The sequence below is a fragment of the Fibrella forsythiae genome (genome assembly GCF_017353175.1).
Lineage (GTDB): Bacteria > Bacteroidota > Bacteroidia > Cytophagales > Spirosomataceae > Fibrella > Fibrella forsythiae.
The window spans coordinates 274,303-300,432 of sequence record NZ_JAFMYW010000006.1; the positions used below are offsets into that span (position 1 = coordinate 274,303).

At 47.4% G+C, this 26,130-nt stretch carries 23 protein-coding genes; 17 read left to right on the forward strand and 6 right to left on the reverse strand.

Annotation, left to right across the window (positions count from 1 at the left end; genetic code table 11):
* Window positions 1-15: 15 nt before the first annotated feature.
* The 4 genes from J2I46_RS19825 to J2I46_RS19840 all read right to left on the reverse strand — a co-directional run bounded on the left by J2I46_RS19825 (window position 16) and on the right by J2I46_RS19840 (window position 7,306).
* Window positions 16-3,576, reverse strand: coding sequence for a TonB-dependent receptor (locus J2I46_RS19825; RefSeq protein WP_207330793.1), 3,561 nt, complete (start codon window positions 3,574-3,576; stop codon window positions 16-18).
* A 265-nt stretch (window positions 3,577-3,841) separates the two neighbouring features.
* Window positions 3,842-4,963, reverse strand: coding sequence for a FecR family protein (locus J2I46_RS19830; RefSeq protein ID WP_207330794.1), 1,122 nt, complete (start codon window positions 4,961-4,963; stop codon window positions 3,842-3,844).
* Window positions 4,964-5,163: 200 nt separating this feature from the next.
* Window positions 5,164-5,757 carry an RNA polymerase sigma factor gene (locus J2I46_RS19835; RefSeq protein WP_207330795.1) on the reverse strand — a complete coding sequence of 198 codons (594 nt, stop codon included), beginning with the start codon at window positions 5,755-5,757 and terminating at the stop codon, window positions 5,164-5,166.
* An 874-nt stretch (window positions 5,758-6,631) separates the two neighbouring features.
* Window positions 6,632-7,306, reverse strand: a complete 675-nt coding sequence (locus J2I46_RS19840; protein ID WP_207330796.1) for an XRE family transcriptional regulator — start codon at window positions 7,304-7,306, stop codon at window positions 6,632-6,634.
* Between the two features lie 81 nt (window positions 7,307-7,387).
* On the opposite strand from J2I46_RS19840, the gene J2I46_RS19845 reads away from it, so the two are divergent.
* The 7 genes from J2I46_RS19845 (at window position 7,388) to J2I46_RS19875 (ending at window position 12,694) form a co-directional block, all read left to right on the forward strand.
* The gene (locus tag J2I46_RS19845) at window positions 7,388-7,654 is read left to right on the forward strand and encodes a hypothetical protein (RefSeq protein WP_207330797.1); all 267 of its coding nucleotides are present in this window, start codon (window positions 7,388-7,390) and stop codon (window positions 7,652-7,654) included.
* Between the two features lie 280 nt (window positions 7,655-7,934).
* The gene (locus tag J2I46_RS19850) at window positions 7,935-8,957 is read left to right on the forward strand and encodes a hypothetical protein (RefSeq protein ID WP_207330798.1); all 1,023 of its coding nucleotides are present in this window, start codon (window positions 7,935-7,937) and stop codon (window positions 8,955-8,957) included.
* Window positions 8,872-9,594 carry a P-loop NTPase family protein gene (locus tag J2I46_RS19855; RefSeq protein WP_207330799.1) on the forward strand — a complete coding sequence of 241 codons (723 nt, stop codon included), beginning with the start codon at window positions 8,872-8,874 and terminating at the stop codon, window positions 9,592-9,594. Before J2I46_RS19850 ends, J2I46_RS19855 begins: the two co-directional genes overlap by 86 nt.
* 114 nt (window positions 9,595-9,708) lie before the next feature.
* Entirely contained in the window at window positions 9,709-10,122 is a 414-nt protein-coding gene (locus tag J2I46_RS19860; RefSeq protein WP_207330800.1) for a hypothetical protein, read from the forward strand.
* Between the two features lie 169 nt (window positions 10,123-10,291).
* Window positions 10,292-10,948: a hypothetical protein gene (locus J2I46_RS19865; protein WP_207330801.1), complete on the forward strand. Its 657-nt coding sequence runs from the start codon at window positions 10,292-10,294 to the stop codon at window positions 10,946-10,948.
* Window positions 10,949-11,021: 73 nt separating this feature from the next.
* Window positions 11,022-11,801, forward strand: a complete 780-nt coding sequence (locus J2I46_RS19870; RefSeq protein WP_207330802.1) for a hypothetical protein — start codon at window positions 11,022-11,024, stop codon at window positions 11,799-11,801.
* Between the two features lie 2 nt (window positions 11,802-11,803).
* Window positions 11,804-12,694 (forward strand): hypothetical protein, encoded by an 891-nt coding sequence (locus J2I46_RS19875; RefSeq protein WP_207330803.1) that lies wholly within the window; start codon window positions 11,804-11,806, stop codon window positions 12,692-12,694.
* Window positions 12,695-13,332: 638 nt separating this feature from the next.
* On the opposite strand, the gene J2I46_RS19880 is transcribed toward J2I46_RS19875, so the two are convergent.
* Window positions 13,333-14,682, reverse strand: a complete 1,350-nt coding sequence (locus J2I46_RS19880; protein WP_207330804.1) for a hypothetical protein — start codon at window positions 14,680-14,682, stop codon at window positions 13,333-13,335.
* Between the two features lie 545 nt (window positions 14,683-15,227).
* On the reverse strand, window positions 15,228-15,572 hold the full coding sequence (locus J2I46_RS19885) for a hypothetical protein (protein ID WP_207330805.1): 345 nt from the start codon (window positions 15,570-15,572) through the stop codon (window positions 15,228-15,230).
* 150 nt (window positions 15,573-15,722) lie between these two features.
* Here J2I46_RS19885 and J2I46_RS19890 point away from each other — a divergent pair, with 150 nt between their 5' ends.
* From J2I46_RS19890 to J2I46_RS19935, 10 genes are all read left to right on the forward strand, one after another.
* On the forward strand, window positions 15,723-16,007 hold the full coding sequence (locus J2I46_RS19890; RefSeq protein ID WP_207330806.1) for a hypothetical protein: 285 nt from the start codon (window positions 15,723-15,725) through the stop codon (window positions 16,005-16,007).
* Window positions 16,000-16,197: a hypothetical protein gene (locus J2I46_RS19895; protein ID WP_207330807.1), complete on the forward strand. Its 198-nt coding sequence runs from the start codon at window positions 16,000-16,002 to the stop codon at window positions 16,195-16,197. Before J2I46_RS19890 ends, J2I46_RS19895 begins: the two co-directional genes overlap by 8 nt.
* Window positions 16,197-16,379: a SymE family type I addiction module toxin gene (locus J2I46_RS19900; protein ID WP_207330808.1), complete on the forward strand. Its 183-nt coding sequence runs from the start codon at window positions 16,197-16,199 to the stop codon at window positions 16,377-16,379. The genes J2I46_RS19895 and J2I46_RS19900 overlap by 1 nt, the downstream gene beginning before the upstream one ends.
* Window positions 16,380-16,426: 47 nt before the next feature.
* Window positions 16,427-16,594, forward strand: a complete 168-nt coding sequence (locus J2I46_RS19905; protein WP_207330809.1) for a hypothetical protein — start codon at window positions 16,427-16,429, stop codon at window positions 16,592-16,594.
* Window positions 16,595-16,658: 64 nt separating this feature from the next.
* On the forward strand, window positions 16,659-17,276 hold the full coding sequence (locus tag J2I46_RS19910; protein ID WP_207330810.1) for a hypothetical protein: 618 nt from the start codon (window positions 16,659-16,661) through the stop codon (window positions 17,274-17,276).
* A gap of 281 nt (window positions 17,277-17,557) precedes the next feature.
* On the forward strand, window positions 17,558-17,908 hold the full coding sequence (locus J2I46_RS19915; protein ID WP_207330811.1) for a DUF3846 domain-containing protein: 351 nt from the start codon (window positions 17,558-17,560) through the stop codon (window positions 17,906-17,908).
* 343 nt (window positions 17,909-18,251) lie between these two features.
* Entirely contained in the window at window positions 18,252-18,887 is a 636-nt protein-coding gene (locus J2I46_RS19920) for a PD-(D/E)XK nuclease-like domain-containing protein (RefSeq protein ID WP_207330812.1), read from the forward strand.
* Window positions 18,888-19,699: 812 nt separating this feature from the next.
* Window positions 19,700-22,693, forward strand: coding sequence for a BACON domain-containing protein (locus J2I46_RS19925; RefSeq protein WP_207330813.1), 2,994 nt, complete (start codon window positions 19,700-19,702; stop codon window positions 22,691-22,693).
* Window positions 22,694-22,712: 19 nt separating this feature from the next.
* Window positions 22,713-24,989, forward strand: a complete 2,277-nt coding sequence (locus J2I46_RS19930; RefSeq protein WP_207330814.1) for a hypothetical protein — start codon at window positions 22,713-22,715, stop codon at window positions 24,987-24,989.
* A gap of 319 nt (window positions 24,990-25,308) precedes the next feature.
* Window positions 25,309-26,124 (forward strand): hypothetical protein, encoded by an 816-nt coding sequence (locus J2I46_RS19935; RefSeq protein WP_207330815.1) that lies wholly within the window; start codon window positions 25,309-25,311, stop codon window positions 26,122-26,124.
* The last annotated feature ends 6 nt before the right edge of the window (window positions 26,125-26,130 follow it).

The window sequence follows — 26,130 nt, forward strand, 5'->3', positions numbered from 1 at the left end:
GAAGTTCTTATTAGATTAGAAAGTGAGGTTTACGCCGACCGTGTGCAACCGGAAGAAGGGATAGCGACTGGTGATGGCATCGCCGTTAGCCCGGCCTACACTACGCGTTACTTCAGGATCCCAGCCGTCTTTGATTTTTGAAACCTCCCACAAATCATTGCCTGAATAATAAATCCGCAACCGCTCCACCCGAATCCGTTTCGTAATCGCTTGTGGCAATGAGTAGCCCACGACCAGGTTTTTCAGACGGACGTAGGCCCCGTTCTGCACCGACCAGTCTGAAATCTGGTAATTATAGGCATTGTAGGTCGTGCCGTTCTGACCCGCCGACAACACCGGATATGTCGCGCCGGTATTGGTTGGGGTCCAGGTATCGCCCACCCAGAAATTCGTCTGTCCCTGGAAGATCGATCCGAAGGGAACACGCCAGTTACCTTCCCGGAAAATGGTCCGCTGGCCCACACCCTGAAAAACAGCCTGAAAATCGAACCCTTTCCAGTCGGCACCCAGGTTGAGCGCAAAGCTGTAACGCGGGTCATCGCGACCCAGGTACTTCAAATCACCCGGTACGGTTAGTTTACCATCGCCGTTCAGGTCGCTGAACATGTTATCGCCCAGACGCACACCGGGCACCCGTACCGATCCATCGGCATTGAAAGCACCGATGGGCATGTTTACATTGTTACCTGTCGCCAGAGACCGGTAGGCGGTCAGTTGCTCAGCCGTCTGAATCCGCCCAGCGTATTCCAGGCCAAAGTAAGACCCCAGCGAATAGCCTTCTACCGCCCCATTGAAGCCCTGATTAATGATGTTGGCGCCCCCAAAACTCAGTAACCGGTTCTGATTATCGGTCAGGCTACCCCCAATCCGGTAGTTGAACGAACCAACGTTATCGCGCCATTGTAGCGTAGCTTCCCAGCCCCAGGTTTTCAGATGGCCAATGTTATCTGATGGTGCAGTTGCTCCCAGCACAGCGGGGTACGTCTGCCTGAGCAGCATATTGCGGTTGTGCTTGACAAAGTAATCGAAACTACCCGACAGCTTCCGGTTCAGCACACTGAAATCAAGACCGGCATTCGATGTTTCGACTTGCTCCCAGGTACGGTTCAGACTAACCAGATCGTTCGTTGGCGCGACGTATACCACCGGGCTGGAACCGATGATGGGAAAACCGGAACTGGTAGCCCCCTGGGTAGCGGTCACGTTGAGAAGCTGTACATAGTCATACAAACCGATACCACTCTGGTTACCCACACTACCCCACGATGCGCGTAGTTTCAGATCGTTCAGGAAGGTGAGATTTTGCAGGAATCGTTCCTGCGACAACCGCCATCCACCCGAGAAACCATAGAACATTTTCCAGCGATTGGCCGCACTAAACTTGGACGAACCATCATAGCGGGCCTGTGCTTCCAGTAAGTATTTTTGTTTGTAGGCATAGTTAAAACGCCCAAAGTAAGAGCCAATAGCGTAGTGGCTTTGCGATTCAAAAACGCTTTTTGTGGTATTATCACCAATACCCAGGTTCAGAGAGGGCACATTGTCATTGGCAATGTTGGTCGTTCTAGCCCAATATAAATTGGCTTCATCCCGCTCGTAGTTAGTCCCCACCGTTACCGCTATGTCATGATCCTGGCGGAGCGTTTTCTGATATTCCAGGTAGGCATTCAGGTTGTAATACGCATCCTTGTTAAGCTGCCGCTGGTAGGTCGAATTGGCTCGCGTCGGGTTATCGGGTGCCTGAATTGTCCCCAGATAGTTGTACCAACTGATTACTTTCGTTTGAATTTTGGTATCCTGCGACAGCCAGTTATAACCTGCTGTTCCAATCAGGCGCAGGTTGTTCGTTAGATTGTAGCTCAACCGAAAGTTGGTGTAAACGCGGGTATTGTATTCCTTGTTATCACCCCCCAGTTCTGCCTGCCAATTTGGGCTGTACTGCGTACCCCAGGAGTAGGGTTTTCCGTCAATAGTCGATACCGGAAAACCAGGCTGCTGGTACTGTCCTAGTATGTTCCCTAATAGAGTAGGCTGAATAATGTCGTTCTTTTCGAGCGAGACATTGGTTTCGAGTTTGAATCGGCTCGAGAACTGGTAGTCGTGCGTAAAGCGAAGGTTATAGCGGTTGTTTGAGTTATTTCCCCACTGCAACAGGCTACCGTCGTGCAGATACCCGGCGGATACACGGTATCCGGCTCGTTCGGTCCGGCCAGCTACGCTCAGGTTATGCTGCGTAGAGCTGGCCGTTCCCCACAGTACGTCCGTCCAGTTACCGCCAAAGAAAGTCAGGTCTTTAACATCGCCGAAACCCGGATTCAGTGGGTTTGATGAGGGCGCAACCGTCTGGCCGTTGTAGGTTGTCAAATCAAGATAGCCACTGGCGGGTGGGTTCAGCATCAACTGCCCCATTTTGTACCACAGGTTAGTCGTCGGCGGTACACCATACCAGTCATTCGTTGTCGCGTCGACCAGGCCCTGGCCAAAGGTTTTAGCATCGATCAACTGGGGTTGCAGGCCGATCACTTTCTGCGATGCGGACCCATCATACTGAATAAGTACTTTGCCCGCTTTAGCCCGTTTAGTGGTCACCAGTACAACGCCCCCGGCAGCCCGCGCCCCGTAAATAGCCGCAGCCGCATCTTTCAGAAATGACATGTTGTCAATATCGTTGGGGTTGATTGAATTCAGCGCCTGCTGGTCACTGACCGGCACCCCATCAATGACAATCAGAGGCTCGGTACCATTAGTCGACGTAGCACCCCGAATAGCGAAGTTCCAGTTGGCCCGGCCCGGCGCGGCTGACGTACGCGTCACGATGACGCCCGGCACCTGCCCTTGCAACGCCGATAATGGATTGTCAACAACGCCCCGGTCCTGAAATACTTTATTATCGATGGTAGCAATAGCCCCCGTAAGTGTCGCCCGTTTCTGTGAGCCGTAGCCAACCACTACTACTTCGTCCAGCCCGCGCACTTCGCCTTTGAGCTGAACAGTCAGCGATGTCAGTTTACCAACTGTCACCTCCTGCCGTTCATAGCCTACAAATGAAAAAACCAGTATGGCGCTCTCGTCTGGTACAGCAATCGAGTATTTTCCATTGGCGTCGGTCGTCGTCCCCCGCGACGTGTTTTTGATCGCTACGGTAACGCCAGGTAAAGGTTCGTTCTTTTCATCTGTCACCGTTCCCGAAACGGTTTGGTCAACAGCCATTTCGGATACGGCTTTTTCCGGCAAGGCTGTGGTGGCCTGGCTCGTGCTGGCACTACGCAGTATAATCTGTGAACCAACTACCTCGTAGGTGACCTGAAGGGGCGTTAACAGGGAGTTCAGAACGAACGACAACGGCTGACCCTGTACTGATAGATTGACCTTCCGTTCAGATTTAATAACCTGTGGACTGTAGATAAATCGAACTGACGCCAGTTTGCCAATCTGTTTGATAGCCTGCTCAACCCGCTGGTTTTCAATCGTGATGGATACGGATCGGTTCAGTACCTCCTGGCCTTTCCCATCCAGGGCCAGAACCATACTGGAACACCAGATCATCACAAAGATCTGATAGCCTGCTTGTCTCATGATTCTAGAGAAAATCTCTCGTCGTTTTGTAGTAATTAGCATAGAAAGATTGAAAAATACTCGTTTAGGATTGGCACAAAGAATCCCCTTACCCAGTACGTACCTGGATCATTTCACTGCAGTAAGAGTGGGGGTAAGAAGTATTGGGGGCTCAGGCAGATAGCGCTGTACCAGACAGGCTGACTACCTGATGAAAAGTGAACAGGTCAGCCAGTTTCTAAGTCGCCTGTTCATTTGATTGGATATGGCTGATCAACTTAATTCCTCATCGGCACCCTTTGCTGTAAACGACTATTTGCGCATCGACGACTTCATATCGTGACTCAGTAGCCCGGCAAATTAGGTCGAGCTTCTCGAACAGGGATTCAGCACCAAACTCAGCCGTCAGTTCACAATCGGCCAACAGGTCAGCATCGTAGTTTATCTCAATTCCATAAGCGGCCTCTAGTTTTTTGAATACAGTCACAACCGGAGTGTGCTCAAAAGAGAGGGACTGAGGCTGTCCAGCCGGGGTTGACAATGGTTCAGGAAGTGCGACGAGTGAACGCTCCAGCTGTAGGCCGCTGGTTTGATAAGTCGCCTGTTGATTCGGGGTCAGTATCAGTGCTGGTTCGCTGCCAGTCATTTCGCCCAGCTTTCCATCGAGCCGCGTCTTAAAAACCGACACTTTCCCTGTCTTGACAATTACTTTAGCTTCCTTGTCATTAGGATAGGCACGGACAGTAAAGCTGGTGCCGAGCACCTGCGTGGTCAGCTGGTTGGTATACACCATGAACGGTTGTTTCGGCCGACGGACTACGTCAAAGAATGCTTCACCAACCAGGAACACTTCCCGCTGCTGAGCGGTAAATTTTCGAGGAAAACTGATCTTGCTTCCCTTATAAAGGGTCACTTTGCTGCCATCGGGCAACCGAACTAACTGACTGGCATTGCTGGTATTATGAACTTCCTGTAGAGTTCCTGCTTGTTGCTCAATGGTGTGCTGATAGACAGCGATGGGCGTTGTGGGCGTACGCCAGTAAAAAAAAGCCATCGTTCCCAGCCCAACAACCAGCGTAATGGCGGCGGCGATACGTACCCAGCCCCACCCCGTGTGACGTACTGGTAACGGCACCGACTGTAGTTCGTCCAGATCCTGCGCTTTTTGCCGGTTAATGCGAATCCGGGCGACCTCACTGGTGAACTCCTCATCAGACAGTTCCTCCTGCGCCTGCTGCATCTGACTCACAAACTGCCGGGCAGCCAGTACAAGATCCACTTTATCCGGATTCCGCTGCAGCCACTCGGTCCAGAAAGCCTGATCGGTGGGTGCGTTCTTCAACACCCATCGCCGAAACTGGTCGTCCAGTACAAGCTCTTCAAAGGTATACGTTGTGTAATCAGGCATATAAGCGTCTGACAATTTCCCTAGTCACAAAGAAGTAGACAAACACTTTTGACGTATACCCTTTTTTTATAAACTTTTTTTTAGATTTTTTCAGTACCGCCTGCTTCCTGGCTTGGCCGAAAACATAACATCCCAGCTATCTCTGACCTATCTATAACCGATCAGAGGTAGCTGGGATGTTGTGTTTGTACTTTAGTCGATCAGGAAAACAGGCGAACAGGCAGAATAGTCCGCAGTTGCGCCATGGCTCGGTATAGGAAATTGGCAACCGTTTGTTTTTCGATATCCATCACCTGAGCAATATCATCATTGGTGAGGCCTTCATAAAATTTCAAAAACACAACTTCCTGTTGCCTTTTTGGTAACTGATCAACGGCTCGCCGCAGGCTTTGCTCAGTCGAGACAAGCATCTCATCGGCAATCCATTTATGATCGGCAGTTAACTCCTCCGTCGCAATCGTTTCCCATTCCAGCGTTTCATCAGTGCTCAATGGGCGAGCCGAATCACGACGTATCCGGCGAAATAGGTTATTTCGGAATGCTTTGATCAGGTAGATTGTCACATACGGTGTTTCAACAATGACAGCTCGCCGGTTCCAAAGTTCAAGGAATAAGTCCTGAAGGCAGTCTTTTATCAGGTCACGATCTTTAGTGAACCGAGTTGCGTAGTTGAACAGGACCCGATACCGCGCCTGCACCAACTGATCGAAGGCTCGCTCATCACCCGATTTAAATCGAATCCAGAGCTGCGCCATTAGCTGTTCATCCGCAGGAATTGACTGATAGTTCGCCATAAATAATTGATATAAAAACGGTTTGCAGCGCTTGAGTACAACAGCCACAATCCGGCACGGGCAACAGAATAGAATCACACTGTGATATACCAGATCTACACATACCACTTCTCGCAAAAATACAATTTGAGCAAGATAGACGATGGAAGTATCTAATGGGCAAACATAACCCTCTATTCCTCCTGTCTGGATATATTATACTAAAATACCCAGTAAGTGCAAGCCTGCAAGCATTCTACAAAAGAATAAAGCGTCATCCAGCGCCAATGTACATGCAAACGTTTCCGCAAACGTTTGCATTATGAGATAATGGCTATCAACTATTGAACTATTCCTTTTTAAAAATGCACAGACCGCCTAACGTATACCTTTTGCTTAGTTAATCGTTAAGTGCATTAATATTGCTATTATCCTATTTGTTCACGCTGCATTATGGGCTATAATCCTTACCCTTGATCGGTGTGTAAGGTATGCTTGATTCAACCGCGGAGATAGCGGATAACCGGATGTTAATCGCGCGTTTTCCCTATTCGTAAATACGGAAGACTGCTAGCCGTTTAAATTGAACTCGCGGTCATAATCATCATTTACTTGATCAGACATGGCTTAGTCGATCACTGTTGTTTTTGCCCGTTATCTTCACAGCGTTGTATATCGTATCTAGTACAGTTATAGGCTAGCCAGGCCGAAAATAAAAACCCCTCAAATCACAGCCAGAAGCCATAATTTGAGGGGTGATATACATCAACTGTTGCGCAGTTGTGTATAAACTGTGATCGATACGGGACTATTCGTAAATCAATCTATGTAACTATAAATCTGACACTTAGCTATTAATAGTAGCCTATGTGTTCGGGGATACGTTCGGGGATTGTTATTCAACTCCCCCACCAACAATTTCCAACACCCGCCATATTGAGTTAATATCTTCTCGTTTCACATGCACGTATCCAGCTTGCTCATTATCAGCGTACAGGGTTAGATACCCCTTCGTCAGCAAGTCATTCTCCTTTACGCGACGTATCACCAATACACTCCGGTAACTGACCGCCACAAGAACAGAGTTTAAGTATTCCCAATCTACAATAGGTACAGTACGCGCTAGAAGCACTGTGCTTGGTCGGAAGCTTGGTGACATTGAACTATCAGTAACTCTAAATACAACACAATCAGCCAGATTATCCTTATTGTTTTCACGTAGCAAAACAGGGTAAGTTTCGTTATTCATACTAGCGTCATTAGGTGGTACAATTACCGGCAAGTATATATAAATCAACCCAGTACCAACTACTTCAGCACCACTATTGTGCAATATGGGTAACTTACCTGTCATCAAATAATTCGCATTTAAGCGCGGGTAAGCAGTTAGGATTTCCTGTATCGTACCATAGCCTGGCTTGAATTTCCCATTCAGTATATTATAAATCTTCGCATTATCTACCCCTATTCGTTTCGCTACCTCGGAGGCAGTAACTTCTAATGCTTTAAACGCTTCCGTGAACCAGTTCACATAATCTGTCTCAGAGATAGAGTTTTGTTTATTTTGCATAATTTATTACGTATTTAGCATAATTAGTTTTACTTTTATGCTGTTATCAAATCTTTTTAAACCGCAAACTTCACAAAAGTAATGGAGACTACAATCCGTGAGCAAAATAAATCACTGCTCAAGGCACTTGTAAAAAATGAGTTCCCTAAAGACTTCAGCTACGCCGAGCGCATAGTAAACCGTATGCGAAAGAAAGGTCTGATAATTACCCGGCAAATGGTTTACCAAACTGTAGCCGGTAATAGCTACAACGCCCAGATAGCATGGCATGTGATGGTATTGATCCGTGGGTACAGAATTTACAATGCACGAATTAACCGCGAACTCCTCAAACTGGCTAACGTCTAATGCAAACGGCAATTCTGATAGATCGGTCAGAATGGGAGCGCCTGACCGAGACTGTGCGACGACTGGAAGAACGTGACCGGTTGCGCGATCAACCAATCCCAAACGATGTTGTACTAAATGTGCATCAAGTAGCAAACCAACTGAATATCACAGAAGAGACAGTTCGCCGAGCCCGACGTGAAGGGCGACTGACTGGTTTCAAAATTAATGAGAAAGAGTACGGTTTCTGGCAACATGAGGTAGTAAGGTACCTTAATCGATACAAACGGTAACGCGATGTATGACCAGGTATGAACAGCTACAGCGTATTTCTTCAGATGTGCGAACAGAGGCCAGGCACATTGCTCTTTTTCATGCAATCACAGAAAGTTGGGTAACTGATGGTCTTAAACAGTGCTGGGAAGTCGATCACAAAAACCTAATGAAGCTATCGAGACTGAAGGGCTCGACCTATAGGAAAACGCTCAAGGAACTGGCCGATTGGAGTCATATCGACTACACGCCTTCATCTAATCGACACGTGAAAACAACTATTAATTTTCAACTTACTACGCCAGATTCTGATACGGTAAACCAAGTTACCGCGCCAGAATCCAGAGCGGTAAAGTATTGCAAACCGGTTACCACGCCAGAATTTACTACGGTAAACCGGTTTACTACGCCAGATTCCAGCGCGGTAAGCTGGGGTACCACGCCAGAATGTAACAAGGTAAGGCTGTTTACTACGCCAAAATTCAGCGAGGTAACTCTGTTTTACCGTGTTACATTCTGGCATGGTAACGCCATTTGCAGCCATCCAGCCATGATTTTGGGTGAAAATGGTAGTGAGTCAGACAGCTCGAGTGTACACAATATTATAAACCTTACTAATAGATTGATTATATCTGAAAAGGTAGATAGTAAGGTGGTAGGTAAGGAAAAAAGGGTAAAGGGGAAAAAACCAAAATCGACTAAAATGCAGGTTTCATCGGTCGGCTGCAAATTCACCGAGTCTCACGTTTTCGATCCACTTATTTTCACCAATGCATTCCGCGATGATGACCGTTACAAAGGCGTTGATCTCGACTACTACCGACAGCGTATTCTCAATTGGCGGGACAAGTCAGGAGCCGAACCCATCAGGACAGATTGGCTCGTAGTTGCTCGAACGTTCATGCTCAATGACCTGAAAGAATCGAAACTGAAAATGTTAGACACCACAAAATCACTACGTACCAATGCAAGCCGTAACACCAATCTCAGCAGTAATAGCCAAGCCATCATTCCAGCAACAAACGAAAAGCGCAGTTTTGGAAAGTGGTAACGTACCCGCCACATTCAGGCATTCGGGGTTATATCTCAATCATATCATCGAGCAGGGAGTACGTATCCTGGCACTGGAAGAGAACAGAGCATTTTTGATTGATGGATACCGATTGCCAATCTACCAACAGCTTGCCGCGTACTTCACGGGCGACTATAGCCTGTTTGGCCAGCAACTCAATCCAAATAAAGGGCTATTAATTTTCGGTGGTTTCGGAGTGGGTAAATCCTTAATGATGCGACTGTTCCGAGAAAATGCCATTCAGTCTTATCGTGTCATTAGTAGTAGGGAAATTGCCAGCCAGTACCGGGAATCAGGGACATTTGCTAAATACAAAGCTCCATTCTGGAATAACTACAGTCACTGCCACTTTGGACAGCGTACTATTGGATTATGTATTGATGATGCAGGAGCAGAAACGATCGCCAGCCACTTTGGTAATGCGTTAAACGTAATCGCTGAGATCCTGCAGGACCGATACGACAAACCAGAACTACGCGGCCCCATGACGCACATTATCACTAACGCCACAACTGTTGAGCTGAAAGATGCCTACGGGCCACGCGTTTATAATCGACTACAGCAACTATTCAATGTGGTTACGTTTGATGAAGAGGCAACTAGCCTGCGTGAGTGATTTTAAGGCGTCTTAGAGGCACAATCTGCCTGATTAAATACATAGAGGACATCGGTCTATTTTTTTGGGCTTTAAACTTAATTTATTACGTACTGTTGCATAACTAATTTTAATATGGAAAATGATCAGCTCTTCCTTGTACCGGTATTACAGGAAAAACACGCAAGAAAGCGCGGGATGCCTACAGCGAAATCAAAGCTAATTCCTGCAATGAACACGGCTGACTTGACTCAGGCTATAATTAAGTTCTTGAAATTCAGAGGACATTACGCAGTCCGCATTAACTGCTTTGGAATTTATGATGAAAAAGAGAAGAAGTGGCGTAAGTCAAGTACAGAGAGGGGAACCGCTGATATTCACGCTTGCTTATTTGGTAAGCATCTCAGTGTAGAAATTAAAAGTGGATCTGATCGTATGAGACCACATCAATACAAAGTGAAAGAAGCTGTAACTGATGCAGGAGGTATATATCTAGTTATCAGTGATTTTATGGAGTTTCATCTCTGGTATAAAGCATTCATGCAGTAAGATTAACAATTAGGTATACTACAGACAGGCAACTCGTCATACGGGTTGCCTTTGTTTTTGTCGAGTAATTAATTTTGTAAAAAGCATAATTTATTTTGCAAATGTGAAAATGTTTAATACACCTTTGCGCGATTTTCAACTAAAAGCCGGTTGACGCCGGTTATGTCTTATGTTCCGTAAGTTCCTTTCAACAGTTGCCGTCGCTGCCACATGTGCAGTCGGTTTCGTTGCTTGCAACGACAACAACGTACCTGCGCCAGTTTCGCAGGATTTCTCAGCCCAATCGTTCCTTGCTGACTCAGACGAGGGAATATCTAGTAACGAAATCTTCGATGATCCCTATGACGAGGATGGGAACGCCAATGCCCGGCTTGCCGCCATCGACACGGCTAACCAGGTGAAGTACCGCGTAAAGGCCACGTCGGCATGCGTTAGCGGTACTGCTTCGGTTGGTTTCAAATACGTTGAAGGTACAGCCGCCGCTATCGGTACTGTCCTTTCGTCAACAGCTGTCTCGTCGAAACTCGGCTACAAATCATTCAGCATCAAGCGTGCTGATCTGGGCATGGAGAAGCTAAAAACGTTTGACAAAACGAAAAGCTACACGATTTTCATTATGTCGGCGGCAGCTGTTAAAGCTGTGAAAGCCGTGAAATATGCGTCAGGTACAGTGACTAGCCCCGCCGTTGCAGCTGTGCCAGCCCAATGGAAAGCAATCGTACAGTTGGGCACTAACCCTCCAGCGGAGAAAGCCCTTAACAAGGCCGGCACGAAGCGAATTGGACGACCAATTACTACTGCAGTCACAATACTGTCCTGCTCGTAGTCATCCAGTTCTTATTCACAGAAAACGCCCGGCCCGGTTTAGGTATCGGGCGTTTTTCATATGCCAAGAAACCATGAAAAAGACATTAATTCTTTTTCTGCTCCTTTCATTTTCCTCTTGTCAGAAGAATGATGTACCCATACAACCCGAAACGGTAGTAGAGGTAGAAGATGACAACGATCAAAACAATGATCGGGACGAGAACGATAGCTCAGATAGCAACGGACGAATAGCCGCAGATCGCGAATCTTCCGTCTGGCAGGTTTCGTATCCTAGCGGGTATTTCGAGAAAAACGCACTCTATTCTTGGTACCTATACAATACGCGATCCGATGCACAGGCCAATCTTAACGCGATCAAAACCAAGCCTGTACGTAAAGCCACATCGGTCGGAAATGGTATAGCCTTGTTTAAAACACGCACACTTTACTACGGATTTTACGCTGTGACGGTGAGTGTAAAATCGGGATCGCAGGCCGGAACACAGATAGCGAAATTCGTGCGAAAACACGAGAACAACGGGCCTAAATCACTAACGTGGATTTACAACGGTACCCCAGAAGATTATTTGAGTTTCGCAAAAGTAAAAGTGAAACCAGCGGAAGGCCAGTTATCCGGATGGCAAACGGTTTGGGTTCCTGTCAATACGCAGGTAGAATTTAAGGATTGGATAAAGGATTATCCCGATCCAAAAACCGCAGACAGAGCGCATACCGTAGCGCTGGCTTATAACGAAACAATGTGTTTGCCTTGGGGTAAATGCATTTTGGCATTTGTTAATGGCACTGATGTAAGAGGGGTTTACCTCAATCTTGAAACTGCAAAAACGTACACAATCAAACCAAAATTGTAATCATGAAAGCTTTCAAAATACTTTTCTTCTCAGTCCTGATACTGACATCTTGTAGTAAAAACGTCGAAGTACCGGTATTTCCAGCCAATGAAGCCGAAACCGATATTTCATTTATCGACTCCGATGACGATCCGCAGGACGTGGATACTGCTGATGAATCGGAAGATAAAAACGCTCGATTGGCTACTAGTAAAAACACAACCTACTACTTTCAGGTACAGAGCGACGATGGAAGTAAATACGTAAAAACATTTCGTGTTGATGATTACTATTTTGGGGCCAATCCCATAAACGCAACTAACATTTCGCCAACTAACACAAATGGAGCGAAATACACCAAAGTAGTTTTCAAAGGGACGAACTACATCAAATCTAAAAGTTTGAAGCCGGGACAGCATTCACTTAGACTTGTCAATATTATTGATGGTGTAGAGTATCCTATGGATATTATTGCAAACATAAATGTTGTAACCGGAGAAAAAGCAATTATCCAATACGACCTTATGGGCGGTTATAGCATTGATCCATTAGCATCTACTTGGCTTGTTCGCTTCAATTACGATGCCGGTATACCCAAATTTTATGGTTTCTATTCGACCGGTATAAGTCCAAATCCTGCAGGGAAAACGTTTTTGCAGTACACAACAGAATACAATTCCAATACAGGGAATTATATGAATGCTAATAATGGGTCTTTTTTTGATGCAGAGCCAGAGGCGGGTAAAAGTTGTGCTATTAGGATGCGCAAACCGACTAGCACCGACAAGGTGATTCTCTACGTAAATACGGAAAAGTCTGATGGAAACTATACGAGGTGCATTGGTAAAACAGCCGATCTAACAGGCAAAAAGGGTATAAGTTATAAATTTAAAATGCCGAAGATTGCCAATTAACAGATCCACTATAGCCATAGTTTTGCTGCAGTGCAGTCATTACAGACAAGAAACCCGACGTACGTCGGGTTTTTTTGTATCCTTGCCAGTATGAAACAATTAACAACCACTGAAGCTAGGCAATTCCTATTACTTATTGTATTCTTCATGCTGGGCTTTTTGTGTGGAATGCAGTTCACGAGTTGGCAAGAGATGGTGTTTGATATGCTGGTCTCTATGGGTTTCTAGTTTGCCACTCAATAAGGACGCAAGCTGCCGTGAATTAACTTTGACTGTCTTGCATCGGATTTGTTTACAATGGTATAGTGCGGATATATGCGTTGGTAGCAGCAGGGATTTTTAGCAGCGTACTTGCCGTGCGATGCACCGCAATTTAAAGTAGTTAGGCATCGACCTATCACTCAACCACCATAAACAAAAGCAAAGCAGAATGTGCGTTGGAAATTGCCGCCGTATATATGTGTTCTATTTGCAGCGCGAAGCGAAGCATTTGTTCTGGATTATGAAAAAAGAGTAAGCACCAATTTGTCGAAAAAGACAAAGAGATATCAGCTCGCTTTATTTGACAAATTGGTGCTTATTTTACCCGGTAAGGTTCTTTTCGTCTATGCTTTTATATCAATCAACCTACAAGAAAGCTAGGTCAGTAACATACCTTGTGGCTGATTAAAGCTGTATTGATGCAGTCGCATGCAGGTAGCATTAACCCCATAGTGGGCCACGGCAGCATTATAAGCATTAGTACAGTCTAATGGGGAAGCGTAACTCCCAAAAAACCACCTCTTATTGTTAAATCCTCTATAATTAAGGGTATTTTCGATGTTCACAGGCCTAGGGAAAGGTAACTGACGGCCACTACGTAAGAGGGTTGTTAATGCACTGGAATGTTTATTCGAATCGAATCCAATCGCTAAAATTGTGGGCAGAATTTGGTTAAAAACAAGGGCAGTTACAGGAATGGAATTTTTAATCAGCAACTCGCGGGTACGCAAGACATCTCGTAGGGCAAGGTATTCTTCTGCGTTGTAATCGTTGGCCGGATAGCCATCTCCCTGCGTGAGCACATTGGTGGGGTCTAATTGTAAATTTCTTAGTACAGAATCGGGAGAATGTATGTCGAAGATCGTATCCGCAGGAATCATTGCCAGATCGACAACCACATTACCAAACAAAGACAAAAAGGGAGTGCCCCGCGTAGAAAGGGGTAGTTTATTCCCAACCCCTGTAGAGAGATAGCGTTTTTGCCAGCCCCGCGCATGACTAATGATATGCTGCTTTTCTGTCATTAAGGAACCAGCTACAAGGTTATGCCTTCTGTTTGATACTCCTACATTGCTTATCGCATGCACCTCATCAACTACTGCACCTGGCGTGGTATGCGCTGCCGTTAGGGCTATATTTCCATTAAGTTCGATAGAGTTCTTCCCGCTCAGTCCACGAATCACATAGCGCCGCACAAAGACGTTAGTTGCTGCATTAAGCGAAGGCAATTCGATGTAATGCCGAGCATTTGCACCTGTATCTGTCCGGCGCCGATAGACGTCATTTACAACTCCTGGTGGCTGTGGATATATCCGCACGAAACGTGATTGGCCCAGGTGGATCGCGCCTAATTTTATTCTGATCCCACCGAATGTTTCCCAAATCTCTATCTCTGTGTTGTTGGGCGGAACATCAACAAATTCGAGTCGATTCCACCGTGTTTTGAGCGAAGATTTTAGTTTAGAGAAGACCCCTCTGGACAAAGATGCCACTTCGTATCTATGAAGGGCTGCATGGGTAGCTGGTCTGGTATCCGGAGCAGCAATAGCGGCTGGAGCGTTCGCGATAGCGATCAAATCAGCCTGTAGCTGCTCATTTGCATTGGTTTCGAGAAGTTTACGGCTTCGCTTATTAGCGGTAAACACAGCAGAGATACTAGCCTGCCTATCTGCAGCCGCAAGTAAGACGACCCCTCTGGCGGGAACGAAAAGAAACTTGTCTCTCATTTATTTACTGATTTTAGATACTCCTGATTAAAGGAGATTGACCTTTTGCAGACAATTCGAGAGGATAAAGCAGATACTTTAAGGTTAAATTATAGTGTATAAGTAAACTTATAGTAGGCGGAGGGGTAACATTTATTGGACGGTTGTATACTAATCATTCTGTCAGTAATAACGGAAGTGTTTTATGGCTTCGCTTTTTGCTGTCGGTCGCAAGCTTCCTCCTGCCTACGCGATGTATCTGCAGAGTCGCCGCCTCTACCATTGCGCCGGGCCTGCCATCAGGTAACCTCCCTGTGTTGGCCCGGCGCGCGGTCCCCGCAAAAGGATGTATATGTAGTGCGGGGGTGTCTTCCCCCGCGCCCCCCGGAAAAGTAAAAGTTTTTCAAGTGTTGCTGCGTTGCCGTGTCGCGTTCTGGCCCGTTAGCCGCCGCCCCGGCCTTTCGCGCCTGGCTTCGCGCCCTCGCCGCCTTTTGCTGGGCCTTCGGCCCCGGCGCCATCGCGCCGGGTTTGCTTTTTCTGGCTGCTGCGGCCGTAGTCAGTGCCAGCTACACCAGTAGCAGCGTTACCCGCTTGCCCTGCCGCCTGGCTTCTTTCAGTTCGTTTTCGGTGCCTTTGCTTTTGCCATCCCAGAGGGCAACCACATTGTCAGCACTGGCCACCAGCATCTTGCCCCGTATAGGCCCGGCAGCTTTGCCGTGCTCTTTCCAGTTTGGCGCGTACCCGGTTTGCCGGTTTCCGGTTTCTGCGGCCCAACGTTCGGCGTGTTGTTTTCCTGCCCCTTCGGCTCCGTGTAGTAGGGTAGTGGTTCCTAGGGTGGCCAGTGCAGCCAGTATCTGCTTATAGTGCTCCTGGCTGGTTAGGTTGCGGCTGGCTAATAGTGCGGTCTTCATATCTAGGTGGCGTCAGTTCATTTTAGTTATCTACTATACTTAATTTATTATGCATTATCAAGGTATTTATTTTGTTTTTGTTTTTGTTACACGTAATTAGTTATGTATTTTTACATAAGCCAATGAGGCGAATATCTAAATCAAATAAACATGAAAGGTTTCTCATACTACCAATCTGGCCAGTTTGTGGCCTTCGCGTATAATCTCGATACGCAGGAGATTATTAAAGCTTCGTGCCGCCCAGGGGCCGCCACTATCGGCCAGGCAGATTACAGCCTGTTGCCCGTATGTACCCGTTGCGAAAAAGCAGACTACGACGCCATTAAAGAGGCCGCGCTTGCAGAATTGAGCCTAATCGATCAGGAGGCTTTTTACAGCGCTGCTATTGATGAATATGAAGCGCAGGAGCAAGCAAAGTACCTGCTGTATGCGTAGCAAAGCAGATCGGTTTCGCGTAGCGCGAGAGTTGCGCGAAACCACCCCCGCCACATGGTCGGAAGCGTTCAAATTAGCCGCTGGCGGCAAGGTTTCAGGTATGAATATCTACCAGTATCAGACCTACCAGTATTCTCTATCAAGCTCACCGTATTTGCTGGGCTCACCCTCAAAAGCATTCCGCGACTGATGATACGCACCAAGAAAGTTCAGGCCCGCTACAAAGTGTCAGGGCCAACAGGTTACCGTAAAACCAAGGTGCTGCCAAGCCTTGACCTTACCGGCGAATGGTTCGCCGCCGCAGGGTTCATTCCCGGCGATCTGGCAAGTATCACCGTACAGGAGGGTGTAATTACCATCCGCAGAGCATAACAGCCCACATGCCCCGCCACAATCGGCGGGGCATAAACCCTACCAGTATGCAGTTAGCCCACGATATATACAACGCCGCAAACACGCTCGGTAAAGTGGCCTTGGTACTTGCCATTCATTCAGCATGGTTTTTCACGCTGTACGTGGCTTGCTTGATCTGGAAATGGGTAAGCGAAGTAATCAACCCACGAGACTACGACGATAGCAATTATTAATCAGTACCGCGAAGGCCCGACGCGGTACGATCGGGCTAATCCACTTATCCAATCACATTCACACATGGAATTACTACCAGTATTCACCGCTGATGCCGAAGGTCAGCAAGTTTCTAACGTTAAGTACCTGACCGGTTCACCAAGGCAAATCCGCTTCGATGCCAAGAAAGGCGAGTTCAATGTAAACGGCAAAGAGCCGCTTGGTTCTACGCTTAGCTTTCAGCCGTTAGCCTGGGAGTTCTTCGATGCCAATATCTTGAACATGGGCCAAAAATCGTGGGTAGAAATGTTCTACCTGGATGAGAAAAACCGGCTTTGCGCGGTGCTCTTTCACGGTAACAGCGTTAACGCGCTCAAGCAGGTTTCTGTACCGCTTTTCTACGATGATCTGACATTGGCCGACGTGATTCTAACCATTACACCCGAGAAGAAGGAGAACACGAAGATCACCCCGAAGGGTGTGTATTACATCGCAAATTTCAGCTATGCTATGGCTGATCCGAAACGCACCGCCGATCTGGCTGAGTATGCTGGGAAGTACAATATTTACCGCGAGGAAACGATTAACGACACGCGCATAGGTTCGGTTTCCCAAGGCTACAACGTACCTCAGCACATTATTAGCCGCGTATTCGGCCTCAACAGTAACAGTCACATTGCCGAGTTGCCAGCCGTTGATTAATTGCTCACAGGCCCGAGCAGCTACAGGTTCGGGCCAAAACTACCTTCAACAATGTGTACACATCCTATTCGACAAGGAGATAATTATGGGGAAACTTGCCTTGTATGCGGTGCTACAACGGGCGGTTACGGGTATTGGGGCGAGGGTAGCCGCGAATGCTTACATGACTGGCATTCAATGGGTGATGACTCTAATTATGAATTTTGCTACTACTGCCAGCGTGAACAGCTTAAAGCAAAACGCCCTGATATATCAACCGTAACGGGTAAACCCACCGAATTATGAAAGCGATTCTTATAGACGTTACAGCACAGACTGTAACAGACATCGACTTGCAGCCAGGCTTAACAGCAATGTACAGGGTTATCAATTGCCATTCTGTAACCAGAGTGCCGCTTAACAGTATAAATGATTTGTGGCTTGATGATGATGGCCTTTTACACGATCCTCAGCCACCTAAATTTCAGTTTGTTGGCTCTGATAACATATTTGCGGGAAACGGACTGATTTGTAATTATACAGCTGAAGGTGAAACCGTCAGTGTCACAATACGTGCCGACCAAATCAGACCGCTGATCAAGTTCCTTGGCGATGTTCACGTAGAACCGGAAGTGTTCGTAACAAGCTGGTAACCGATGCCACTCCCTTACAGAATCACTACCACTGACCGCAGGAAGTACCGGACAAGTCATGGCCTTACTTCGTGTCGGCGCGCTTACGTCATAGACGGATACGATAGCGCCGGAAACCAGCACATCATCAGAACCGACTCAATCAGAAAGCACTCAGCCGGCAAGCTGAATAAGCCAACGCCAGAGCCAGCACAGTTGGTGCCTTGTGGCTATTGCGGCTATGTCGGGGAAGCTGTTCAACATGTCGATGAATGGCCGAGTTGCGCCAATTGCGGAGGTATTTAATCAATCATCATAATGGCCCGATGCAAACTGCATCGGGCCACTAAAACGAGTTGCGTATATGGATTACCGTTCGTTGCCTAGAATCTCAAACTCCGACCTGTCAGAGCTACTCGCCGATGTGAAAGGCGAAGTGAAAGAGAGACCTGTTAAAGCGTTTGCGTTTGGCTCATCATTGCATGAGTTGATTTTGGAGCCGCATACGATTCAGGATCTGCCCGAAAACGTAGACCTTGTACTATTGCAAAAGCTGGCCAGCGTAGCCAGAGCTGACCCGTTTCTTTCATGGGCGCTACGATTCTCAAAGAAAGAAACCATACGACTTTGGCAAGACCCGATTACCGGCCTGGCACTGAAAAGTAAGCTTGATCTGATTTATAAGGGACGGTTGATCATCGATATCAAATCTACTTCCTGTAGGACCTATGCCGATTTTCTAAAGTCCTGCGAAACCTACGAATACGACAGGCAGGCCGCTTTTTATCTGGATTCAATAGGAGGCAAGAAGTTCGTTTTTATCGCCATTCAGAAATCGAAGCCCTTCAACGTGTGGATGGTGGAGTATCACACCAATGGCTCATTCATTGAATCAGGGCGCAAAAAATACCGCCGACTCTTGCGTGAATGGAAGCACCGTGAACTGATTGGCAAGCCGTTTATACCGTCAACCTGGAACTGCGATGCTTTATCATTCTGACCCGTTTTTCTGGAAAACGGCGCTTCTGTTCTTCCTGATAATCGTTGCCGGTTGGATGTTGAAGACCGACCAACGCGGCCGACGTAGATGAATTTAACTACTTGCCCGCTCCTGTTAGAGTTTCGGGCTAATTCTCTGAACCACAAAGAAGTACTATCTGATGGCAGAACTCCGTGAAACCGATCGTTACGACCCAGCCCGCGACGCCCTGACGCAGTGCATGTATTGTGAACAGGCCAGTGCACAAAGTAAGCACTCCAGGGAAGTTGGCCGCTGCGTTCGCCACTCGACTATATTTCACGAAGATATGGCTGAAGGTTTTAGGCAAAACAGGTTGAAATCGTTGATCGACGCCTATCATGTTAAACAATGTGATAGCGGAAAAGAAAGCGATGCCTGAGTCAATAGAGTGTAGTTGGTAAAAATCCTTTGTACCCTAGATTTTACTAAAAATGATTAAGAAGGAAAGCGCACATTATGTGTTACGTTCCCCATTATTTAAGATGGCTGAATTGGTCATTACCATAGACTGTGTCTACCGTAATCATAACTTGAGTTGAGAAATTTGTATATTAAATTGCTAAATGAGGTTTGCTAAAATATGAATTTTTGGAGGTATAATATTTAAAATGATAAACCTGTAAGTGATCATATTGAATATTTACAAGGGGTTATTAAACGGGATGATGTGTTTTGGTGACTTAACTATACATTTCATCCGCTGATCACACAGATTAGTGGATCCTAAACAATGTAAGGTTATGAAAAACAAGGTTTACCCGCTGCCAGTGAGACAATTAGGTTACGGTCTAATGCTCCTCTGGCTGTGCCTGTGTAGTGCCCTTAGTACGCAAGCATTAGGTAGTGATTCGCCCGATAAGGTTAAACCGATCAAGGGGTTTGACCGGCCAAAGCCAGTTACTGAACCCAGTAAAGTAAGTAAGGCCCGTCTCGGTTTACCTCGAACACGCCCGGCTCAGGCCACAAATGATCCAATTCGATTTACGCTAACCAGCAGCAAATCGATCGTTAGTGTAAATGAGCCAATTGAGTTGACAATCAGCGCCGAGCTGATGGATATTCCCTCTTCGCTGATGTTCTTTCTGGAAGATGCGTCTTCGTTTCGGCTCAAGGTGCTTCCCCCGGCTGGCTTTGTGGTAACGGGAGGGACCTACCAGGACCTGATTGGCGAAAAGCTATCCCTGAAAGGCAAGCCATCCGTGTCGTACACAATGCGGGGTTATTTCGAAGCAACCGCTCCATCGATGTGCTTTCGGCTGCTACGTGGCGGCGGGCAGGCAGACAACTCGAGTCTTTTCGTAGAGAAAAGCTCCCTATGCCTACAAGGCATAAGCAGTCCAAATGCCCGGCTGGCAGCGGCTGGCTCAACTGGGGGAGCCCTGCAGAAACCCGTCGGCACGAATAACCTGGTTGGCGCCTGCCCGGCAGTGACCAAGGTACGTTATTTCGCCCGCTACGATGGCTGGCTGGAGCGACTCCCGGGCTCATCGGTGTTGGGCTCTACCGACAACCAGACCTGGACCACGCTGGCTACCATCACGACTGCTCCATCGGGGGGGGGATGGCAGGAAATCAACCTCACCAACACAACGGCGTATCGGTACTTGCGGTGGCAGGCTGGCCCTAACAGCTACGGGGAGATTAAGGAACTGGAGTTCTATGCCGGTACTCAGCTCTTAACCGGCACACAGGTCAACAGCAATACGGCAGCATTTAATAATCAGACAGCCGATTATGGTCCGCAGAATGCCTTCGATGGAAACACAAACACCATGTGGCATACCAACTCGCCTGGTTCAACCAACTACGTGGGCTATGATCTGGAGTGCACAGCTGGCAGTGGTAGTGAGCCATCGACTGCAATCAACTGCTACGTCATCACCAACAAACAGTCGGGACAATACCTGCAGGCCACAACATCCAACACGGTTAACCATGTAGCCCAGGCTTCAGGGCTAGCTAATCAAGTTTGGCAGTTCGAGACCATGACGGATGGGAAGCTACGCATTAGCAGTGCCGATGGCGCCAACAAGTACATGTATGTGGACGCATATAGCGATAATCAGCCCATTCGGTTAGGACCCGACAACGCGACGAGCACCAAATACCGCTGGGTCAAAGAACTAGTCGGTGGCACAAGCTATCGGGTTCGGTCAGAGAACATGCCCTGGGATCAAGAGAATGCCGGTTCATTACCTAGCCTCCAGATTTGGGGAAACGTAACGACTTACTCACTGGCTCAAACCCAGAACTGGGATCAGTTCTATTTTCAGTCGGTAAGCTGCCCTACTACGACTACTACAGTAGCTTTCCTGACCGTTAACCCCGGTAGTCTGACCAACGTGGTGGCTGGCGGTACTACCCAATCTATTTCAGTGAACAGCAATGTCAACTGGAGTGTAAGTAGTAGTGCCTCCTGGCTGACGGTGAGCCCAGCAAGTGGCAGTAACAGTGGCTCGTTTATCGTAACAGTGCAAGCTAACCCAGGGGCCGCCCGTACAGGTAGTGTGAGTGTGACTGGTGGTGGGATCACCCAACCAATATCGATCGATCAGCTTGGTAACTCGGGAGATGGCGTAGTGTCTGGGAACTGTTACGTGATCAAGAGTATGATTGGTGGCTCATCCAATACACTACAAGGGATGGCAGGAAACACGGTAGAATTCCAGTTACCCGTTGCCGGCCAGGTAAACCAAATCTGGAAAGCAGAAGGGGCTAATAACAGCTATAAGTTTATTAGTCAAAATGGCACCAACAAGGTGATGTATGTTAATTCACTACAGAGTGGCCAGTCGCTATTACTGGGTGATGACGTAACGGGTGCGGGTATTGAGCGGTATCGGTGGAGTCTGGCTGGCAGTACCAATAATAGCTTCCGGGTCTACGGTGGTCCTAACCAGAATACCTGGGATCATGCCGGGGCTGGTAGTGTTAACGTTCTGCAACTGTACGGACTAAATACGGACACAAATGACGGTGACTGGAACGCGCCTTATCGGCGTTTCAGCTTTACCACTGTTGGTTGCCCAACTACCACGACGGTAACATCCGGGGGGAACTTGACAAAAGTACGCTATTACTTCCGGAGCGATAACTGTTCGGTTTGTCAGGATCGGTGTTCCCAGTCGACTGTACAAGTCTCTAACGACAATACAACTTGGACGACGATTGCAACCTTACCAAGGCCCGTACTGGGATGGCAGGAATACGCTTTGTCAACGGCAATAACCTGGCGTTATGTACGCTATGTAGCTGCCAGTGATTGTTATGGCGAATTACTCGAGCTGGAATTCTACAATGGCAGTACAAAGCTGACAGGAACGCCATTCGGCTCTAATGGAGCGGCAAATAACGATTTTGCCAACACTGGCTATCCGAATGCCTTTGATGGGAACACAAGTACGCTATGGCATGGAGCTGTGACGGGTACAGGTATTAATTATGCCGGCCTGGACCTGAATCCTCTAAGTGATCAGCTGACGATCACGCCAAGCAACCTGGCTAACTACAGTCAGGCAGGCGGTACCCAGCTCGTTAATGTCAGTAGCAATGGCGCCTGGAGTATCAGTGGACAGCCAAGTTGGATAACGTTGTCGTCTGCCTCAGGCAGTGGTAACGGAAGTTTTACGCTCACTATTGCCAACAATGGGGGGACTAATGTTCGCAACGCTAGTCTGACCGTAACAAGAGGCGGAGTATACCAGATCCTGACGATTAGTCAAAACGGAATGGCCAGTCAAAACTACGTGATTGACGGGCCCGAATATATCCTCAATGAATACTAACAATCTCTCAACTCTTCCGATGAAAACGCATTCAATATCACTATATATATCGGGGGTGCTAGTACTGGCACTTCAGTTGATTAGTTTTAGTTCATCACTGGCTCAAACACGCTATAAGCCTGTGAGTAAAACAACGGGGGGCACAACCGACTATAAATCGGTGAAGCGCGACCTGGGCATCTATCCGCTTACTGACCAGGGCAATGCGGCCTTTGATGCAGCGATCAATAGCGCAACCCTACCCGTCGTTGCTAGACCGGCTGCCGGTGCAGTGGTTGGTAACTACAGCTATCAGGTCTCCCTGCCGGGGTCTGATTACAATGGCACCCCGTTTTCTTCTACGCCAGCTGCAACGCTGGTAGACTTCCCGCGGCAGGCACCTCGACCCTTAGGTAATTATTATCCATTAGAGCCGCAAGTAGCTCAGAATACCCTACTACTGCGCCGACTCCCCCCTTTCAATGTACATGCTAGCAAAATTGTCGTGTACTCTGGACCAAACTTTTCGGACGCAAACGACCGTAATGCCGTTTTCTCCCGGGGGTTCAACGCGGTCGCTGAAAGCGTACCTAATCGAACATCGATATCAGGCTCAAGGGGGGTTTATAACATTGGTGGGAAGGATTACCGGGATTTGGCTAATGCTAAAGCGGCCACGTTGCCGGATACAGACCCAAGTAAGGTGTGGCTTCAGGAATATAGTAATGAAGGCTTGCGCTACTTTATTGATTATGAGCCAGCAGCCAAGATACTAGGCCGCTTGATTTGGGATGCCAAAAAACAGATTGACTGGAGTGACGGCAATGGGGCGTTCGGATTTGATCTGGATTTCGAAGACCTGACAACTTCTACCCGTTCCAATAACTCACAGGAGGCCCAGTTGATAAACATGCTTGGCTACGTTATGCAGGGAATAAAGGAGGCTGCAGTTGCCGACAATGCCCCCGTTATTCCTTGGCAGTTACCCTATGACCAAAGTAACCTCACTCAGGTCTATCTAAGGAGCCTTAGTCAAGCGCAAATAGGTGATAATTACACTGCTGATACCCCGGGTATTCCATTGTATTACTCGTACAGTAGAATAGGTAGTGCTTACGGAGGAGGATCAATAACGGCACCTATGGGGTCTAACACACCTTTCGCTCAGTATGCCAAGAACAATAAGTTCGCGGCAGGCTCTGCTGAGTATATGAGGAACACGTGGGATGATCAGTCGTTTTTCAAGAAAGATGCTCAGGGGCAGCCAATCAGGCGTACACCCCCTGTTAACGTCACCGGTAATACTAAAGACTTATTTGTCTTGCGCGATGATGCACGTAATACGACAGTATATGGACAGAACACCACACTGCTGGGGCTTGGCCAGTACAACAACAGGGAAGCCGATAATTTCATTTATTACTCGTATGAACGGGTGCAGCAGGCGCTGACGGATCAGTTCTTTAGAGCTGGTGGTAAACATCTCTGCTTATCAACGGACAGACAGCCGGGTTGGGAAAATTTAAAACTGGAGCAGTGGTTTCGACTTGACGCTGAATTCAAACACGACTTTCAACTACCGGAGCCCGATCAGTTTGGCAACCACATTAACCCGCTGACAGGGCAGCCTTATAATACAACAGAGTTGAACAGACGCCCGTTAAATCCTGACTTTGTGGAAGGCGACGTCATTGCTCACTACTTATTGCGCGATGTGTTACGCTGTTGGGGGGAGTATGAAGTTGTTCTGGGCCAAGGAGTAACAAGTGCTAATCCTGTTTATCAACCCAATAAAGCAAAAGGAAGTATCGAAACATTTAGCAAAGCACTGCACCGTGCTAGTCAGCTGAATTTCTTAAGTGATACTCCGTGGCGATTAGTCTGTCCTCGATTTTTGGTCAAAAATCAAAATGAGAGCGAATATCCGTTTGACCCTAATGAGTCATACGAGAAGAAACCGATGGTTTTTGGTGGTATCGTCCCAAGCTATAATAGTAAGACCTACATGTGGATGTACTGGCGCTATCCAATTCAGGATGTCGACCAAAGTACAACGATGCTATGCTGGGTAGAGGGTTCTAACGGACAGCGCACCGACGCCTTTAAGATGGTTTTTGCGGGTCGTAAGACTGGGCTTGATTATTGGGAGGTGCCTACCTGGGTTGGTAGTGTAGATCCCAAGCAGGTTAGATTTCAATTTACCGATCTAACCGGTGAGAAGCAGACCTGGACAGGCGATTATCGCGAATCTGTCTTGTATTCGAATCACCCTACGCCCCCTGCTAACGCTTCAATTGGTGGTGATATATATCGTTAATGGGGCTAGTTACAGCAAGACTTACCTCAATCAATTGATTCTGTTAATCAGCGTTGATGACATGATGAAAGGGAATGCCAGCTAATTAAATATACCGATCGGTTTGCTGTTTTCCATTGGTTGAACTGGCAGATTGCTGAAGACTATTACCCGACTAGCATTGGCTTTATCTTCGCTTTTCAATATTTGATTTAGAATCAGAAAGCCCGTCAGCTGTGCAGATGGGCTTTTTTGTTTGATTTGTTTTGCGTAATTAATTATGTTATAGTATAATTTATTTTGCAATTTTGTGTTGTCTGCAATCCACAGACGGAGCACTATGCATATACTACGTAAGCTTTGCGGCCTGTTCGGTCTGCTTTTTATTGGCACATCCTGCCAAACAATCGAAACCCGATTGCCACCAGAAGCACGAAGGCCAAGTCAACCCCAATATTTATCCGACGAAGATGACTTTCAGCCACTTGAGGGTTATGACCCGTTTTCACGTGTGGCTGCCGCCGACAGAGGAAAAATGACGTTTCAGTACCTCAGCAATGAGGGAGAGATCATTACCCAACAATGGCAGAAAATAACACTATGGTATTATGCCAATACGCAGCCAGAACCAGGAGCCGCTACGCGTTTCAGTAAGCCTAAGTACACCATTGTACACCCCGCCAATAATAGAAGCTATACGCGCAAGTCAATGTCGGCAGGCTGGTATATGCTTCAGCTGGATGATAGCGAAACGTTCCAGATCGTCAATGTTGCAGCGGGCTCAGACGGACTCTACGTATTCAACCAGAATAACGTCAATAATTCGCTTTTTGCCGGTTACTACCAGAATTATGGCAAGCTAAAATTCGTTTTCGGCAGCCTGAAAGCCACCAAGAAAAAGGCAGCTATTTCGCTGAAAACCCAGGCTTTTCTGACCTTAACCAAAGACGGTGCTTCCAGCCTGTTCTGGCTCTACGCCGATGTCGCCACAGGAACCGGCACACGCTCGTTGTTTTGGTTCATGCCCGTCGGTACGTACACAACCAGCTGTTACGGTGCTAATCTGCTTGGCGATTCCGATACCAATACCTATCCAGTCAAGACCGGAACGGTCACGATTGCACCCGGGAAGGTATACCAAACCATCATGCTTTAATCAATT